Source organism: Anabaena azotica FACHB-119 (assembly GCF_014697625.1).
In the GTDB taxonomy this organism is placed as follows: domain Bacteria; phylum Cyanobacteriota; class Cyanobacteriia; order Cyanobacteriales; family Nostocaceae; genus Trichormus; species Trichormus azoticus_A.
This window is the reverse complement of sequence record NZ_JACJSG010000004.1, coordinates 16,535-34,415: the sequence shown is the minus strand read 5'-3', so window position 1 is coordinate 34,415 and position 17,881 is coordinate 16,535. Positions and strand designations below refer to the sequence as shown.

Sequence of the window (17,881 nt, the reverse complement as noted above, 5' to 3'; positions counted from 1 at the left end):
TATCTCCCTAATTCAACTATGCTACCTTAAATGACTTTCCCAAAGTTTGCGGTTCCGGCAAAGCTTCACCATCGGCTAAAGCTGATTCAATTAGCATTTCTAAAACTTCCTGAGCATTTTTTACAGCTTCCTCATAACTATCTCCATGAGTGCAAGGCTGCATTACATTAATAAACTCAGGTAAAAAAACCACATAACATTTATCTTCCTCTGACCATTGAATAACGATTGTGTATTTCATCTTTATTTATAGGCTTTACTGTAGAGACGTTGCATGCAACGTCTCTACATTATATTTAGCGCGACTCCATAGAGAATTGATATCAGCCATTCTTTCACTGATCTAATTTTGCCAACTTTTCTCTTGCATACTCCCGCACCTTCTCATCTGGGTCATTCTCTGCTCTGTCGCGCAACAGTGGTAAAGTCTGGGGATGCTGGGGATATTGTTTGACAATTATCTCAAGTGCAACGCGCCGGGGATTTGCGTAAAAATCATCATGGCTATCGTCAAAGGGGTCGTTAATAGCACAGTCATAGTAGATTTCAAAAAGTTCAGGCTGAGATTTGTAAGCCTTGGCTAATTCATTTACTGCTGTCCATCGCATATCCGAATCATCATCAGCAGTGGCGCGTTGTTGGAGAAAGGTTTTGGTATCGGGGTCATCCTTGTAAGACTGGACTAAATGTTCCACTGCTAGCCGTCGCACTTCCCAATTATCATCAGCAGTGGCGCGTTGTTGGAGAATGTTTTTGGTTGTGGGGTCATCCTCGTAAGTCAGAGCTAAATCTTGCACTGCTGTCCATCGTACATACCAATTATTATCCTCAGTAGCAAGTTGTTGGAGAATTATTTTGATATTAGCGTCATCCTCATCAACCTGGGCTAATTCTCTGACTGCGGTCAGTCGCATACCAGAATTATCGTCTGCCGTGGCGAGTTGTAGGAGAATGCTTTTAATATTCGGGTCATCCTTGTAAGCCTGGGCTAATTGTTCTACTGCTGTCCCTCGCACATTTGAATTATCGTTTGTATTAACGAGTTCTTGGAGAAAGGTTTTGGTGGTAAGGTCATCCTTGTAAGCCTGGACTAATTGTTTGACTGCTGTCCGTCGCACATCCGAATTATCATCGGCAGTGGCGCGTTCTTGGAGAATGGTTTTAGTTGTGGGATCATCCTTGTAAGCTTGGGCTAATTGTTCCACTGCTGTCTGTCGCACATCCGAATTATTATCCCCACTGGCGCGTTGTTGGAGAATGGTTTTAGTTGTGGGGTCATCCTTGTAAACCTGGGCTAATTGTTCCACTGCTGTCCGTCGCACATTTGAATTATTATCGACAATGGCGCGTTGTTGAAGAATGGTTTTAGTTGTGGGGTCATCCTTGTAAGCCTGGGCTAATTCTCTTACTGCTGTCTGTCGCACATAAGGATTATTGTCCTTAATAACAAGTTTTTTGAGAATGGTTTTGGTATTGGGGTCATCCTTGTAAGCCTGAACTAATTCTCTTATTGCTATCTGTCGGACAATCAAATTATTATCCGCAGTGGCGAGTTGTTGGAGAAATGTTTTAGTCTTGGGGTCATCCTTGTAAGCCTGGACTAATTGATGCACTGCTGTCAGTGGCAAACTCGAATCATCATCCACAGTAGCGAGTTGTTGAAGAATGGTTTTAGTTGTGGGGTCATCCTTGTAAGTCTGGGCTAATTGTTCTACTGCTGTCCATCGCACACCCGAATTACTATCCGTAGTGGCAAGTTGTTGAAGAAAGGTTTTGGTGGTGGGGTCGTCCTTGTAAGCCTGAACTAAATATTCCACTACTATCCATTGCACATCCCAATCATCCTTCGCCGTGGCGAGTTGTTCGAGAAAGGTTTTGGTGTTGGGGTCATCTTGCCAAATTGTGATAATTGCTGTGACTGCTTCAGAGCGAATTTCTTGAATGAGATTAGCTTCTTCGTCATCAAAGTCAGGATGACGACAATACCAGAGGTCATATTCAGTTAAATCTTTTAACCGCTTCAGCAATTTATCAGCCGTTGACTCAATCACTGAGTGATTTCTCACTTCAATAAGACAATTAGCTGCCAAAAAGATATTAATAAATTTCTTCTCTTCACCATCTAGCACCATTAAATATTCAATAATCTCACCAACAAACTTGGCTTCAATCATCCCCGCAATTAACAACAATACCTCATGCCAAGTTTCATCATCCCAGTGTTTGCCAAAAACCTCTTCCTTAAGCCGTTCAATATTCAGCGTTTGCGTTTCTTTAAACTGCCATACAAACTCCCAAGCACAGAAATATTCCAAAAAAGTCCGATGCACAAAAGCATAATAATCAGCACCAAGGAAACATAACATAAAGTTACGAGTCCGTAGTTGATTAATCATCACCCTCGCCGCTTCTCTCGGTTGCTGAATTTCTATACTTCTTAAATATTCAGCCAAAATCTTTTCTAATTCACTGCTACTAATCACATTCCCAGCTAAACCTGCACCGCTAGTTTGCATCTTATAAGCAACTTGACGCAGCATTGCTTGCTTATCTTTATAATCAATAGTCTTATGATCTAGCCGCTTATCTTCAACTAAAGCCCGTTCCACATCCCACTGATGCAGCAATACCCGCGATGCTTGTTCATAAAGTGAACTTCTATCCCTTGGCAATTCCTGATTACGATTGAGAATTGCCATCATCGTCAACAATAGAGGATTTCCTGCTAATTCTGTAATCGCTTTGGAATTTTTAATTCCTCTTTCCAGCCTTTCCCGTTTTCTCAGTTTATCCGCTTCATCGCTAAAAGTTAACTCATGCCAACGGTAAATAAAATCTTGAATTTGTTCTGCGTCCAAATCTTGTAACATGAAGTGGCGAAACTCAGCATCACGCAACCGTTGCGGTTTATAGCCAATTACGCGAGAAGTAACAATCACCTGCACATTAGGATACTCATTAGTAAAGCGATGAATATCTGTAATTACATCCTCTCGCTTACCAGCTTCAAATACTTCATCTAACCCATCAAACATGACTAAAGCGTTACCAGCTTGTAGCTGTTCATGTAGTTGATGTTGATTGAGATGTTCAATTGTACCGCTACATTTATCCAAAAATTCCAGAAAACTATCACACTCCTTATCATCTCTTCGCCGCATATAAGTACGTAACTCAATTAGCAAAGGAATGGGTTGTGAGATGACATTATCTAATGGTGAATCAGCCCAATTCAAAGCTAAATACTGCAACAGTGTAGACTTACCAGAACCAGGATCACCCAAAACTACAATATATTTATAGGTCTGCTGATTATTAACAACATCTAATACTGAAAGTAGCGGCTGTTCTAAATAAACCCTTGTGAGTTGTTGCAATTCCTCGGCAGCAATTTCTGCCTCTATTTGGTCAGTTTCTCGCAGCCTTCTAAAATGTTCCTTGGGCAGTTCATGAACTCGCGGCAAAACTTGATGCACTTCCCGCACATTTTGAGCAATGAACATTCGCCATAACTTGAGTTCGTTATAAGCGTAGCCAGTTGTATCTAAACTTTCTAATTTTAAATTACCGTAACGCTCCTTAATTCCTTCCTGATAGCGTTCTAAATCAAAAGCCGGAATAATTCCCGCTTGGGCTTTTGTATATTCTTTGATTTGTTCTATATTCTGAGAATCAAGAATTGCCCTAAGTTCAGGAAATTCTCGAATAATATTTTTCACTTTTTGTAAATATTCTTTGCCTATCTTCTTCCATTTAAAATCCTCTGGTAGCGAACTAGAGGCGGTCAGTTGATACCAAATTTCTTTTAATCTCTTAGTATTGATAGCCTCACATTCATAGTAAAAAGCAGCGCCCAAAATTTCTTTAACTTCTGACTGCTTTAAAAACTGCTGTAAAGGCTGGCTATAATTTTCAATTTCCTCTTGAGAGAGTAGACTATCTTCTAAGTCTTGCTGCATGAGTTGCAAAAATTCTGCAAACGCCATCACCTCAGCTTTCTGTAGTGGTTCGCGCTGGAATGGTGCAGTCACAGCAGTATGAATAATATTTCTGAAAAAATCTTTAGCGTAATCTTTAACTAACTCTTGTAAAAATTCCTGGCTAATAATAGTCTTAACCAGAAATCCAAATGCTTTACCTGCAATCCAAGTACCAAACCATTCAATTAGCATACCCGTGTCTATTGATATCTTGACTACGAGTATATACACCAATCTCAATTAAGGCGGCGAAATTTCCAGATTATTACACAAAAGTCACGGTTAAATCTCAAATAAGATTATCAGGATCTATCCCTAAAGCACGTAATCTTTCCGCTAACTGCTGCGCCCGTTGCGCTTCCTGCTGGGCGCGTTGTGCTTCCTGCTGCGCTTGTTGTTGGGCTAATTGCGCCTGTTCTTGTGCTAATTGCGCTTGTTGTTGCGCCTGTTTAATTTGTTCTTGGGGTGTCGGGTAACGCTGTCCCTGTTCATCATACCAATACATCCACTCTCGCGTTACTCCACAATAATTTCCCCTTTCACAACCAATTCCTAAACCAATTTCTGGTAGCCAAACTGGGTTTCCTGTTTGCAATTCATATTTACCATTAACTAACTTATGTACTTCTAAACGCGGTTTACGGCGGCGTTGAGAAGAATAAATGACGTAATAAAGTACACCCAAAGCGGCATAATCATTTAATTTATCGCTGTATTCTTTGCGATATTTGGGCGAAACCACTTCTAACACAAAAATGGGGACTACCTTTTCATCCCACAGCACATAACTGGGACGTAGTTCCTCATCGTAAAATCTTTCTACCCCAAGACTTAAAAAGCCATCGGGAACGATCGCACTTTCATCAGGGTGATAATAAATACCCATATCCACCCCAAAAAACCAATCCATGCGTTCCGCCCAAAGTATCAGCAGAATAGCTTTAAGTAAGCCGGGGATGAGTTCTTGCAGTTCATTATCCACTGGCGCATCATCAGAGTCGGGTAGTTCGTCGGCTGAAGGTAAGTACCTTGGCAGGTTCAAATTTAACATGACTGGTGACACCAAATCTTCTACGCCAGTGTTTTCATCAGCATTATAACGATTTATCGGCTGATTTCTCATCAGTTGTGCGATCGCCTATGGTGAGCAGAAGGCGATCGCACTGAAATTAGTAATACCGATGCAAAAAATCTTTGCAACACATCGATATATTAGAGTAAAGTAAACAAGTGTAACGAATTATCACTTTTCCCGTATTCTTTTAAATCAACTTGTTCACTTCTACTCCTGATATTTGTATAAGAACGTCCATGCAGTCTCGTTTTTGGCGACGAATTTTAGTATCTATTACAGTATTTTTCTTAGCTGGGACGCTTTGGGGACTACATTCTCCCTCGGCGTTGGCTTATGACAATCCTGAGTTGTTACCTAAGTTTTTTACCCCAGTTGTAGACTTAGCTAAGACATTACCTGATCCGCAGGAAGACAAGCTAGTTAAAGAAATCGAACAGTTCGAGGCGGATACTGGTTGGAAACTGCGAGTATTAACTCAGTATGACCGTACTCCAGGTAGGGCTGTCATCAATTATTGGGGATTGGATGATAAAAGCATTCTTTTAGTTGCTGACTCCCGTGGCGGGAACATCCTCAGCTTTAGTGTTGGTGATGCAGTTTATGAACTTTTACCCCGGACATTTTGGATAGAACTGCAAACCCGCTTTGGGAATTTGTATTTTGTGCGAGAACAAGGCGAAGACCAAGCGATTTTACAAGCCTTAGATTCGGTTAAAGGCTGCTTACTCAAGGGTGGTTGCACGGTTGTACCTGGTTTACCCAGGGAACAGTGGATTTTAACCTTAATTACATCAATTATTGGTGGAATTATTTGTGGCTTTGCCGGACAACCGCGCCAGGAGGGACAAGTTTTCGCTTGGCAATGGGCTTTAATTTTCTCGCCTTTATGGGGAATTTTGTTTCTTGCTTTCGGTATCGGGCCTGTGGTGACACGCACTAGTGACTGGCTACCTCTGGTTCGTAACTTCTCTGGTTTCTTCATTGGTGCTTTAGTGGCTTACCTATCCCCTGTTTTTAGTCGTCCTTCCTCTAATGCTAATTCTTAGGGGAGTTGTAGAGACGTTGTATGCAACGTCTCTACAGGATTTATTTGGTGCAGGATTACCTTAAACACAGCAACCTGATAAGCTGAAAGCTGGTCTTTTGGTACTTAATAGCAATGGAATGGCACGTAACTGATGCTCAAAGTTTAGCAATCATTGATAGCGAAATTGGCGATCATGTGTTATCGCCAGCAGAATATGAGATTGTCCGCCGGGTAATTTACGCTACGGCTGATTTTGAGTATAAGTCTTTAATTCGGTTTTCTGAGCGTGCTTTACAAGCTGGGGCTGCTGCATTGGCGGCAAGAACTACAATTGTGGTGGATGTGCCGATGATGCAAACAGGGATAGCCCAAAATATTCAAAATACTTTTGCTAATCCAGTGTATTGTGGTACGGAAGCTTTGACCCGTCCCCAAACGGACAAAACTATCGCGGCTTGGGGAATGGAAACTTTAGCTAAACGCTATCCAGAGGGAATTTTTATTGTCGGTCAAGCCCAGACAGCATTGATTACGCTGGTAGATTTAATCGAAGTGGAAGAGATTAACCCAGCTTTGATTATTGCTACGCCTGCAATATTCTTAGATGAGGAAGATTATAAAAGGCGCTTGCAAGATTCCTTAATACCCAATATCACAATTGACTGTCCCAAAGGTAATGCAGTTGTAGCAGCTGCGATCGCCGTTGGTCTAATAGACTTAGCATGGCAAGCTTATGGGAAACAGTTGACAGTTGACAGTTGACAGTTGACAGTTATCAGTTGTCAGTTATCAGTTATCAGTTGTCAGTTATTCTCCCTCATCTCCCCAGTCCCCAGTCCCCAGTCCCTACTCAACTCTCCGCCTACGGCGTGGTCTGTCTTGTCGGTCTTCACGCAGGCGATCGCTAACTTCGCCAAAGAAGTCTCGCCGCAGTACAGGATAATCATTTACCCAAATGTCGCGGTTGGGTATATAAACGTCGCTAAATTCTTCGATTCTACTTAAATCAGCGCGATTTGACAGGACAATCATTTCGGCTATTTGACCACGGGCAATGGCTTTATGAAAGGGACGGAGGGGTGCTTCTAACTCAATGCTGAAGCCTGTATCATCGCCTACTTCGATGTTAATGCGCTTTTCTCGGTTTTCGACAATTACCAATTCGCCTTTGTTGTTGACGGTTTCTTGTTTACCCATCAATTTATCAGTAATCCACCAATCGAGGATTCGTCCACGGAAAAAGCCACCGTATTTGTAACGGCGCAATTTGACATTCCGTAGACTAGCCTGAAATATGGGATACCACAACCAAAACAGCGCGGCGAATACTCCTACAAGAAAGACGATAAAGCCAAAATCTAAACCAAAGACAGTCCTAATTAGTAGAATTGCGACTATCGCCACGACGGAAATTAGTAGGCGTTGCAAAAAGTTAGAAAACTTTCCCCAGTAGTACTTGAATTGCGGGCCAGTGGCGATGAGGGGAATTAGTTGTTCAAGTTTCTGGCGGGTCAGTGGTACTAACATGAGTGGAAAGTTGGTATTTTAAAGGATTTTTTCTAAACCATATACTAACGACTTTAACTGTAAGACTTTGCGAATCGCAAGCAAAACTCCAGGCATATAGCAGGCGCGATCGCTTGTATCATGGCGTAATGTATAAATTTGTCCAGCCGCACCAAATATGACTTCTTGATGGGCTATCAATCCAGGTAGGCGCACACTATGGATTCTAATCCCTTCCCCGGCTAAACTACCTCTAGCCCCGGCTATCTTTTCCGTTTCTTCCACAATTGCCGGGTTAAAAGTTTTACCCATTTCTGCTAGTAACTGCGCTGTTTGAATTGCAGTCCCGCTAGGCGCATCAGCTTTTTGGTTATGATGGAGTTCGATAATTTCTACATGGTCAAAATATTGGGATGCGGTGATGGCGGCTTGTTGGAGTAATACCATCCCGATGGAGAAGTTAGGGATAATGAGACAACCGGTGCTAGCTTTTTCCGCAAAGTCAGCCAAATCTTGAATTTGTGCGGGACTTAAACCTGTAGTCCCGACAACTGGACGAATACCGTAGGCGATCGCACTACGGACGTTATCATAAACTGAATCAGGATGAGTAAAGTCTACTATTACCCCTGGCGGCCCGTTTCTTTCACCAGCCACATAACCCAGCATTGGTTCTAGTTGGTCTGTTATGGGTACTTCTAAGGCTTCACCTAAACCCGCTAATTCTCCAGCATCTTTACCTTGATGTTCTGGGCTGCGGTCAATTGCACCTAATAAATTTAAGTCTGGTGCTTGGGCTACAGCTTTCACCACTTCACGACCCATTTTACCAGCCGCACCGTTGACAATCACCGGGATAGGAGCTTGATTAGTCATAATTGAGCAAATATTTTTCAGCTAACAAGGGAATTATACGGTCAAACCTGTTTCTAGTTCCCTACCCTAGTTTATTGAGTGCCGCGATCGCATGGAGTCGGACAAATTCATCTGGGTCTTGCTGCATCTGGTTTAATAGTTCTGTGGCTTGTGAATAACTCAACTGTCCCAAAGCTAAGGCGATCGCACTTTTAATACTGTTAATTTTTGTCGCTGGATGTCCGGCTTGCACCATCTGTAATATAATCTCTGCGGCTGCTGTCTTTAACTCAGGTTTTTGCACCCTTCCCAAAAGTGTGATAATTTCTTGCCAAAGTGTTGCTGAGGTGAGTTGATTGAGTGCTTGCTGTAAATACTCTAGTCCTATTAATGACTCTAACCAACTCAAGGCGCGGATGATTTCTAGCTGTAATGTAATTGGTGTATGGGGTGATACCAATACTGTAAATAGATGTTGGGCAGCATCATCACCCATGCGGGCAAGAGCAACGGCAGTTGCACAGCACACCTCAATGTTAAAATCATAAAGGTGCGGCTTGATTTTAGCAATCAAATCTAATTCGGTGCATAATTCTAAACGATAACTTAAACCGACAATTGCCGCACGTCTCACAGGCGCGGCTAAATCATCTAAAGCTTGCAACAATACAGGGGCTACACGCTCATCATGGAAACTACTGAGGGCTTCTAAGGCGGCGGTACGGACTGCGACTTGACTATCTTGCACCACAGTTAATAGGGGTGTGATAGTTTCTTTACTGCGGATGTAAGCTAGCGATCGCACTGCCAAAAGCCTTGTCTGTTCATCTTTTAACAGTTCCGTTAGTTGGGGAATAGCTACAGTCCCCATTTGTCCGAGAGAAGATGCAGCGATCGCTTTTAGTTCCTCATCCTGATTTGTCTGCAAAAATCCTACCAAAGGATTAATCACATCTGGATGGGGAAACTCACCCAAAATTCTTGCAGCAAACCAGCGCAATTCATCCTCTGCATCTTCATCTTGCAAAATTTCTATCAATGGGTTGATGGTAATATTTCCCAAACTGATCAACACCTTAGCAATATCCCATCTTTGCTGAAAATCGCCCATCTCTAAAGCTGAGAGTGCCAATTCCAACAGACATTCTCGATCAGCTTCATCCTTACATACCAAAATTAGCTGTTGCAGATAATTAATCAATGATGACCAATCACCTGCATGGTTTGCTGCTTTTGCCTGTGCCAAAAGTTGCCCGATATTATTCACAGTAATTTAAATTAAATGGGGACTGGGTACTGGGGATTGGGGACTGGGGATGTAATTTTTACTATTGCTGCGTAAAAACTACTAGCCTTTAGCCTCTAGCCTCTAATCCCTAAACCTTATTGCTTGACTACTACGGAATTGCCCTCAATTTTGGCGGCGTAAGTTTTGAGGGGTTTTGTAGCTGGTTCTTTCTGCACTGTACCATCAATTCCATATTCTGCGCCATGACAAGGGCAGACAAATTTTTTCGCTTGGGCTTTCCAGGCGACGGTGCAGCCTTTGTGGGTGCAGGTGGGGTTAACAGCCACAAGATTTTCTTGTGCTTTTGATGTCCCCACTACTAAAACCGGGCCGATGGGGGAATTTTCGTTGAGTAATTGACCTGATTTATCTAAGTCTGCCACCGTCCCTATAGTTTGCCAGTCTGTAGATGCTGTTTGTGCAGGACTACAAGCGGCGATCGCTACAGGTAAGCTACTTGCTAATAAACCCAAACCCACCCAATTGATAAAATCACGACGTTTCATAGTTTTTAGTCAATAGTCAATAGTCAATAGTCAATAGTCAATAGTCAATAGTCAATAGTCAATAGTTTTTCTCCTCTGCTCCTCTGCTCCTTTCCCCTCCTGGGAGGGGTTAGGGGTGGGTTTCTCCTCTGCTCCTCTGCTCCTTTCCCCTCCTGGGAGGGGTTAGGGGTGGGTTTCTCCTCTGCTCCTCTGCTCCCCTGTTCCCTGTCCCCTGTCCCCTGTCCCCTACTATCATCAATCACTTGTATGCCATGCGTAGCAATGCTTTACAAGTATTTTTGCACTACTCACTTGCTCAGTGTAATGCAGAAAACGCATATAAGCTATTCAATTTAGGGATTATTACTAAAATTTTGTAGCTGCTTATACTATTTTACCTGGAATCCCAACATAACCTTATAAGTATCGAAATTGTTACATGAACATTTACACCAACCTCTTGACAAATGGAGCCAATGTAAAAGATAACCAATCACTCCTAACTGCATTCACTGAACAATAGGCGGCGTGCCAGTCATTGAAGTAGCAGAAGAATCATCTTAAAACGCTCTTGAGTACAAGTAATCAAATCTAAATAAATATTTCATGATTAGACCGCGTAGACCAAAGAACAAACTACGGGCTGATGGATGTTGAGTAGATAGGTTTCAAGTTTCCGATGATTAGTAGTTTATGAGAACCAGCTCATGACAGATACAGCAACTACCGCAAAAGCCAGTCTGAATAAGTTTGAAAAGTTCAAAGCTGAAAAAGACGGGCTAGCTATCAAGGCAGAAATCGAGAAAATTGCCTCCCTGGGATGGGAAGCAATGGACGAAACAGACAGGGATCATCGTCTTAAGTGGGTGGGTGTATTCTTTCGTCCAGTCACTCCTGGTAAATTTATGATGCGGATGCGAATGCCTAATGGTATTCTCACCAGTGATCAAATGCGTGTTTTAGCTGAAGTGGTGCAGCGTTACGGAGATGAAGGTAACGCTGATATTACAACTAGGCAGAATATTCAGTTGCGGGGAATCAGAATTGAAGATTTGCCACATATCTTCAATAAGTTTCACGCCGTAGGTTTAACCAGTGTGCAATCAGGGATGGATAATATCCGCAACATCACAGGCGATGCTGTGGCGGGGTTGGATGCGGATGAATTGTATGATACTCGCGAGTTAGTCCAGCAAATTCAGGATATGTTGACCAATAAAGGAGAAGGAAATCCTGAATTTAGTAATCTACCTCGGAAATTTAATATTGCGATCGCTGGTGGAAGAGACAATTCAGTTCACGCAGAAATCAACGATTTAGCCTTTGTCCCAGCATTCAAAGAAGTCAATGGAGACTGGGTATTAGGCAATCCTGAAAAGCCTCCTACACCGCAAAAAGTCTTCGGATTTAACATACTGGTTGGTGGTTTCTTTTCCGCTAAACGTTGTGAGGCGGCGATCCCCTTGAATGCTTGGGTCACACCAGAAGAAGTTGTAGCGGTATGTAGGGCAGTTTTAGAGGTTTATCGGGACAACGGCCCCAGGGCTAACCGCTTGAAATCTCGTTTGATGTGGCTAATTGATGAGTGGGGGATAGAGAAGTTCCGTAGTGAAGTCGAACAGCGTTTAGGTAAAACCTTACTCCACGCCGCACCCAAAGACGAAATCGATTGGGAAAAGCGCGACCACATTGGAGTTTATAAACAAAAACAAGCGGGATTAAACTATGTAGGCTTACACATACCTGTGGGTAGATTGTATGCCGAAGATATGTTTGAACTGGCGAGATTAGCTGATGTTTACGGTAGCGGCGAAATCCGTATGACTGTGGAACAAAACGTGATTATTCCCAATATTCCCGACTCGCGGTTACAAACATTGTTAGCAGATCCCTTGCTAGAGAGATTTTCCCTTGATCCGGGAATGTTAACGCGATCGCTAGTTTCCTGCACAGGCGCACAGTTTTGCAACTTCGCCCTCATCGAAACCAAAAACCGCGCCTCAGAAATGATTAAAGCCTTAGAAAGTGAACTCACATTCACTCGTCCAGTACGCATTCATTGGACAGGCTGTCCCAACTCCTGCGGACAACCCCAAGTTGCAGATATCGGACTTATGGGAACCAAAGCCCGTAAAGATGGCAAAGCTGTAGAAGGCGTTGACATCTATATGGGAGGCAAAGTTGGCAAAGACGCACACTTGGGTAGCTGCGTCCAAAAAGGCATCCCTTGTGAAGACTTGCAGCCCATATTAAGAGACTTACTCATCCAAAACTTCGGCGCAAAACCCAAATAAGTATGTAGTAAGGACTTTAGTCCTTCTTAATTCTTCTCAGCACTAAAGTGCTTACTACCAACCACTGACGAATTAACAACTTACACAACAACAATGACACAGGTTTCCAGAAGAAAATTTATTTTCACCACAGGCGCGGCGGCTGCGGCTTCCATCTTCGCCCATGCTTGCACCTCCAACACACAATCAACTTCCACAGGCGAAGCACCTTCAGCCGCCCCAGCCGCCAACGTTACAGCCACCAACGCCCCTAAAGTAGAAACCACCAAAGCCAAGCTAGGGTTTATTCCTCTGACTGATGCTGCACCCTTAATTATTGCCAAAGAAAAGGGCATCTTTGCCAAATACGGCATGACTGATGTGGAAGTCATCAAACAGAAATCTTGGCCTGTCACTCGCGATAACTTGAAAATCGGTTCATCAGGTGATGGTATTGACGGCGCACATATTCTCAGCCCCATGCCTTATTTGATGACCATCAACGATAAAGTGCCAATGTATATTTTGGCTCGTTTAAATACTAACGGTCAAGCTATTTCTGTTGCCCAAAAGTATCAAGATTTGAAAATTAATTTAGAAAGCAAAGGTTTAAAAGAAACCGCAGCCAAAGCCAAAGCTGATAAGAAAGCGTGGAAAGCTGGGATTACCTTTCCAGGCGGAACCCATGATTTATGGATGCGCTATTGGTTAGCTGCTGGCGGTATTAACCCAGACCAAGATGTAGTTTTGGAACCTGTACCACCACCACAAATGGTTGCCAATATGAAAGTTGGTACGGTTGATGCTTTCTGTGTAGGAGAACCTTGGAACGCTCAATTAGTCAGCCAAAAATTAGGTTATTCTGCTTTAGTTACTGGCGAATTATGGAATGACCACCCAGAAAAAGCTTTTACCATGCGTCAAGATTGGGTTGATAAAAATCCCAACGCTGCACAGGCGATTTTGATGGCGATTTTAGAAGCACAACAATGGTGCGACAAGGCAGAAAATAAAGAGGAAATGTGTAAAATAATTGCTGACCGCAAATACTTAAATGTGGCTGCTGCTGATATTTTAGAAAGGTCTAAGGGTAATATTGATTATGGCGATGGTCGCACACAAAAAGACTATGCACATCGTATGAAATTCTGGGCAGATAATGCTTCATATCCTTATAAGAGTCATGATACATGGTTTTTAACTGAGGAAATTCGTTGGGGTTATTTGCCAAAAGATACCAAAGTTCAAGACCTTGTGAATCAGGTAAATAAAGAAAATTTATGGAAGCAAGCTGCGAAATCTCTTAATCTAGCTGCTGCGGAAATTCCTGCTAGCAGTTCTCGTGGTGTGGAAACCTTCTTTGATGGAGTTAAATTTGACCCAGAAAAACCTGAAGAATATTTGAATAGTTTGAAGATTAAAAAAGTTTAATTAGGGTTTGTAGTCAGGACTTTAGTCCTTAGAGGCATAAGAAAGGGCTAAAGCCCTTACTACGAGCGAATATTATCCACGGGAGACATGAGAAAATGGCAGCTACTTTAGGGAATCGCGTTAAAATAAGAAAGTCTCAAAATACTATCAATAAATTTATTTGGAAAAAAATTGTACCACCTCTGATAGCATTAGGAATTTTCCTGGTTATTTGGCAATTACTATGTTTAAATCCTAATTTTAAATTACCTGGGCCGATAGAAACTTTCTCGGAAACATTTGACCCGTTTATTATTCATCCATTTTTTGATAATGGCGAAAGTGATAAGGGTTTGGGTTGGCAGATACTTAGTAGTTTGGGAAGAGTTGGTTTAGGTTTTTCGTTAGCGGCGATCGCAGGCATTACACTAGGCATTTTAATCGGTGTTAATCCTATGGTTTATAATGCTGTAGACCCGATTTTTCAGGTGTTAAGAACTGTACCGCCTCTAGCTTGGTTGCCTATTTCTTTAGCAGCATTTCAACAAGCTAACCCTTCAGCAATTTTCGTAATCTTTATCACTTCAATTTGGCCGATTCTCATCAACACAACAGTCGGTGTACAACAAATTCCTCAAGATTATATTAATGTAGCTAAGGTATTACGGCTGAAGGGGGCGAAATACTTCTTTAAAATTGTCTTCCCTGCAACTGTTCCTTATATTTTCACGGGTTTACGTATTGGGATTGGGTTGTCTTGGTTGGCAATTGTGGCGGCAGAAATGTTAGTTGGTGGTGTGGGTATCGGTTCGTTTATTTGGGATGCTTATAATACGACGACGGAAACTAATTTAAGTGAGATTATTTTGGCACTTATTTATGTTGGTTTGGTTGGGTTATTTCTAGATAGGTTGGTTGGGTTTGTTGCTAGTAAAGTTGTGGCTGATCAGAAGTAGTTAGGAGTTAAACGCAGAGGGATTAACCCACCCCTACCCCCTCCCTGGAGGGGAATGAATGAACTTTGGACTATTGACTAAGGACTAAGGACTAATGACTACTTTTGTTGAAGTTGACCACGTTGATCGGATTTTTGAACTACCTAATGGTGGTCGATATATTGCCCTGAAAAATATTGAATTGAAAATCAAACAAGGCGAGTTTGTATCTTTAATTGGGCATTCTGGTTGTGGTAAGTCTACTTTATTAAATATCATTGCTGGGTTGGATCGGGCTAGTATTGGTGGTGTGACTTTGGAAGGGCGGGAAATTAGAGAACCTAGTCCCGATCGCATGGTGGTTTTTCAAAATTATTCCTTGCTTCCTTGGTTAACGGTGCGGGACAATATTGCTTTGGCTGTGGATGAGGTTTATCAAGGTAAACCTAAAGGTCAGCGTCGGGCAATTATTGAAGAACATATCGATATGGTGGGGCTGCGCTTGGCGGCGAATAAACGTCCGAGTGAGTTATCTGGGGGGATGAAACAACGGGTAGCGATCGCTCGTGCTTTAGCTACTCGTCCCAAGTTATTATTATTAGATGAACCCTTTGGTGCGTTGGATGCTTTAACTAGGGGGAGTTTGCAAGAACAATTGATGAAAATCTGCAATGAACATCAAATTACTTGCGTAATGGTGACACATGATGTAGATGAAGCATTGTTGTTAAGCGATCGCGTTGTCATGCTAACCAATGGCCCAGAAGCCCACATTGGACAAATTCTGGAAGTACCAATCCCTCGTCCCCGTCAGCGTTTAGAAGTCGTTAAACATCCTAGTTACTATAATCTCCGCAACGAAATAATTTATTTCCTCAACCAACAAAAGCAGGCGAAGAAACGCAAGACTCAACAAGCCTCGACAAAAGTTGCAGCAGCAAAAGCCGTCCTCGAAATTGGCTTTATGCCTTTGACTGATGCAGCCCCGCTAATTGTCGCCAAAGAAATGGGTTTCTTGGCTAAGTATGGCTTAAATCATGTCACCCTCAACCGTGCCAACGACTGGCAAGAAATATCTCAAGGTGTGATTTCTGGCAGATTTGATGCAGCCCAAATGGTGGCAGGAATGCCCCTAGCCCTAACTTTAGGTGCTGGTGATCATCAACCAGTCCCCATAGTTAACGCCTTAAATCTTTCGCGCAACGCCAACGCCATCACCTTCAGCAAAAGACTTTACAACCAAGGCGTAAGAACCTTAACCGACTTAAAAGCCGCAATTGACGCTTCCCCCGACCAAATCCTCACCTTGGGCGTAGTTCATCCCACCTCCATGCAGAACTTAATTCTGCGTTACTGGTTAGCAGCTGGTGGGATAGACCCCGATAGAGATGTGAGTTTAACAGTCATTCCGCCAACCCAAATGGTAGCCCAACTCAAAGCCGGAAATATTGATGGTTACTGTGCGGGAGAACCTTGGAACTACCAAGCAGTGCATCAAGACATAGGCTTTGTAGCCGCCACCGCCCTAGAAATTTGGTCAGGACAACCGAAAAAAGTCTTGGGAGTAAGGGAACAATGGGCGCAACAATATCCAGAAACCTACCTGAACCTAGTTAAAGCATTATTAGAAGCCTGCAAATATTGCGACGACCTCCGCAACCGCGAAGAAATCCTCGAATTACTCTGTCGTCCCGAATATCTGGATGTAAACCCTGCATACATCCGCCCAGGTTTCACCGACCCCTACGATCGCGGCGACGGTACACCACCCCAAGAACTTACAACCTACAACCAGTTTTACCTCAACAAAACCAACTATCCCAACCGTACCGAAATCCTGTGGATGGTAACACAAATGGCACGCTGGGGCTTAACACCATTCCCTAAAAACTGGGTAGAAGTCATCGAAAGAGTTTGCCGCGCAGACATATTCGGCGCAGCCGCCCGTGACCTGGGCTTACTAGACATCGGCGAAGACAACCCCATTCACCTATTCGACGGCAAAACCTTCAACCCCTCAGACCCCATAGAATACCTCAAAAACTTAGAAATCAAACGACAAATCCGTATTGAAGAAATATTTATTTAGTCCAAAGTCCATAGTCAATAGTCCATAGTATCTCCTTTTTTCCTTTGCATCTTCGCGCCTTTGCGTGAGTAAATAATCAATCTATTCGCCATATGCAAATAATCAATAAAAATAACCAAACGAACCTAAAAACCCAAAAAGAAAACTTCCTAGTCATCGAAGGCGTAAGCAAAATCTACCCCACCCCCGAAGGCCCCTACACCGTCCTCGACGGAATAGACCTCAAAATTCGTGAAGGCGAATTTGTTTGCTTAATCGGTCACTCAGGCTGTGGTAAATCAACCTTACTTAACATGATTTCCGGGTTTAACACCCCCAGCGAAGGCGTAGTTCTCCTGCAAGACCAACCCATCACCGAACCAGGCCCAGACCGGATGATGGTCTTCCAAAACTACTGCTTACTCCCTTGGCTAACTGTCTTCGATAACGTTTACCTAGCCGTAGATGCAGTATTCCCCAACAAACCCCAAGCCGAAAAACGCGCCATTGTCAGAGAACATTTAGCAATGGTGGGTTTAACAGAAGCCGCAGATAAGAAACCCAGCCAAATCTCCGGGGGGATGAAACAACGAGTTGCGATCGCCCGCGCTTTATCCATCCGTCCCCAAGTCCTCATCCTCGATGAACCCTTCGGCGCATTAGACGCAATTACTAAAGAGGAATTACAGGAAGAACTACTACAAATCTGGAGTGACCACCAAGTTACCGTATTAATGATTACCCACGACATCGATGAGGCGCTGTTCCTAGCCGACCGAGTTGTGATGATGACCAACGGCCCAGCCGCGCAAATCGGCGAAATCCTCGATATTCCCTTCAGCCGTCCCCGCAACCGCCGCCGCATCATGGAAGACACCGAATACTACAACTTACGAAACTACGCCTTAGATTTCTTATATAACCGATTTGCTCATGATGAGTAGTCAGTTATCAGTTGTCAGTTATCAGTTATCAGTTA

14 protein-coding genes are annotated in these 17,881 nt (G+C 43.0%); 7 read left to right on the top strand and 7 right to left on the bottom strand.

Going from position 1 to position 17,881, the window contains the following annotated elements; translation table 11 throughout:
• Positions 1-16: 16 nt before the first annotated feature.
• The 3 genes from H6G83_RS03685 to H6G83_RS03675 all read right to left on the bottom strand — a co-directional run bounded on the left by H6G83_RS03685 (position 17) and on the right by H6G83_RS03675 (position 5,031).
• Positions 17-241: a type II toxin-antitoxin system HicB family antitoxin gene (locus H6G83_RS03685; RefSeq protein ID WP_190467133.1), complete on the bottom strand. Its 225-nt coding sequence runs from the start codon at positions 239-241 to the stop codon at positions 17-19.
• Positions 242-335: 94 nt separating this feature from the next.
• The gene (locus H6G83_RS03680; RefSeq protein WP_190467130.1) at positions 336-4,172 is read right to left on the bottom strand and encodes a HEAT repeat domain-containing protein; all 3,837 of its coding nucleotides are present in this window, start codon (positions 4,170-4,172) and stop codon (positions 336-338) included.
• Between the two features lie 97 nt (positions 4,173-4,269).
• Positions 4,270-5,031, bottom strand: a complete 762-nt coding sequence (locus H6G83_RS03675) for a Uma2 family endonuclease (protein ID WP_190467127.1) — start codon at positions 5,029-5,031, stop codon at positions 4,270-4,272.
• 260 nt (positions 5,032-5,291) lie between these two features.
• Here H6G83_RS03675 and H6G83_RS03670 point away from each other — a divergent pair, with 260 nt between their 5' ends.
• Both H6G83_RS03670 and H6G83_RS03665 read left to right on the top strand, forming a co-directional pair.
• Positions 5,292-6,101, top strand: a complete 810-nt coding sequence (locus tag H6G83_RS03670; protein WP_190467125.1) for a TPM domain-containing protein — start codon at positions 5,292-5,294, stop codon at positions 6,099-6,101.
• Between the two features lie 113 nt (positions 6,102-6,214).
• Complete coding sequence (locus H6G83_RS03665) at positions 6,215-6,844, top strand: precorrin-8X methylmutase (RefSeq protein ID WP_190467122.1); 630 nt, start codon at positions 6,215-6,217, stop codon at positions 6,842-6,844.
• 84 nt (positions 6,845-6,928) lie between these two features.
• Here the strand turns inward: H6G83_RS03665 and H6G83_RS03660 are convergent, their stop codons facing one another.
• From H6G83_RS03660 to H6G83_RS03645, 4 genes are all read right to left on the bottom strand, one after another.
• Positions 6,929-7,609, bottom strand: coding sequence for a phosphate ABC transporter permease (locus H6G83_RS03660; RefSeq protein ID WP_190467120.1), 681 nt, complete (start codon positions 7,607-7,609; stop codon positions 6,929-6,931).
• 18 nt (positions 7,610-7,627) lie between these two features.
• Entirely contained in the window at positions 7,628-8,464 is an 837-nt protein-coding gene (gene dapB / locus H6G83_RS03655) for a 4-hydroxy-tetrahydrodipicolinate reductase (RefSeq protein WP_190467117.1), read from the bottom strand.
• Between the two features lie 61 nt (positions 8,465-8,525).
• The gene (locus H6G83_RS03650; RefSeq protein ID WP_190467115.1) at positions 8,526-9,710 is read right to left on the bottom strand and encodes a HEAT repeat domain-containing protein; all 1,185 of its coding nucleotides are present in this window, start codon (positions 9,708-9,710) and stop codon (positions 8,526-8,528) included.
• 116 nt (positions 9,711-9,826) lie between these two features.
• Positions 9,827-10,237: a QcrA and Rieske domain-containing protein gene (locus H6G83_RS03645; RefSeq protein ID WP_190467112.1), complete on the bottom strand. Its 411-nt coding sequence runs from the start codon at positions 10,235-10,237 to the stop codon at positions 9,827-9,829.
• A gap of 686 nt (positions 10,238-10,923) precedes the next feature.
• Between H6G83_RS03645 and H6G83_RS03640 the strand changes: the two genes are divergently transcribed.
• From H6G83_RS03640 to H6G83_RS03620, 5 genes are all read left to right on the top strand, one after another.
• On the top strand, positions 10,924-12,510 hold the full coding sequence (locus H6G83_RS03640) for a ferredoxin--nitrite reductase (RefSeq protein WP_190467108.1): 1,587 nt from the start codon (positions 10,924-10,926) through the stop codon (positions 12,508-12,510).
• A 93-nt stretch (positions 12,511-12,603) separates the two neighbouring features.
• Positions 12,604-13,920 (top strand): CmpA/NrtA family ABC transporter substrate-binding protein, encoded by a 1,317-nt coding sequence (locus tag H6G83_RS03635; RefSeq protein WP_190467105.1) that lies wholly within the window; start codon positions 12,604-12,606, stop codon positions 13,918-13,920.
• Positions 13,921-14,015: 95 nt separating this feature from the next.
• Entirely contained in the window at positions 14,016-14,855 is an 840-nt protein-coding gene (gene ntrB, locus H6G83_RS03630; protein WP_190467102.1) for a nitrate ABC transporter permease, read from the top strand.
• A 94-nt stretch (positions 14,856-14,949) separates the two neighbouring features.
• Positions 14,950-16,923 carry an ABC transporter ATP-binding/substrate-binding protein gene (locus H6G83_RS03625; RefSeq protein ID WP_190467098.1) on the top strand — a complete coding sequence of 658 codons (1,974 nt, stop codon included), beginning with the start codon at positions 14,950-14,952 and terminating at the stop codon, positions 16,921-16,923.
• Positions 16,924-17,015: 92 nt separating this feature from the next.
• On the top strand, positions 17,016-17,846 hold the full coding sequence (locus H6G83_RS03620) for a nitrate ABC transporter ATP-binding protein (protein ID WP_190467095.1): 831 nt from the start codon (positions 17,016-17,018) through the stop codon (positions 17,844-17,846).
• The last annotated feature ends 35 nt before the right edge of the window (positions 17,847-17,881 follow it).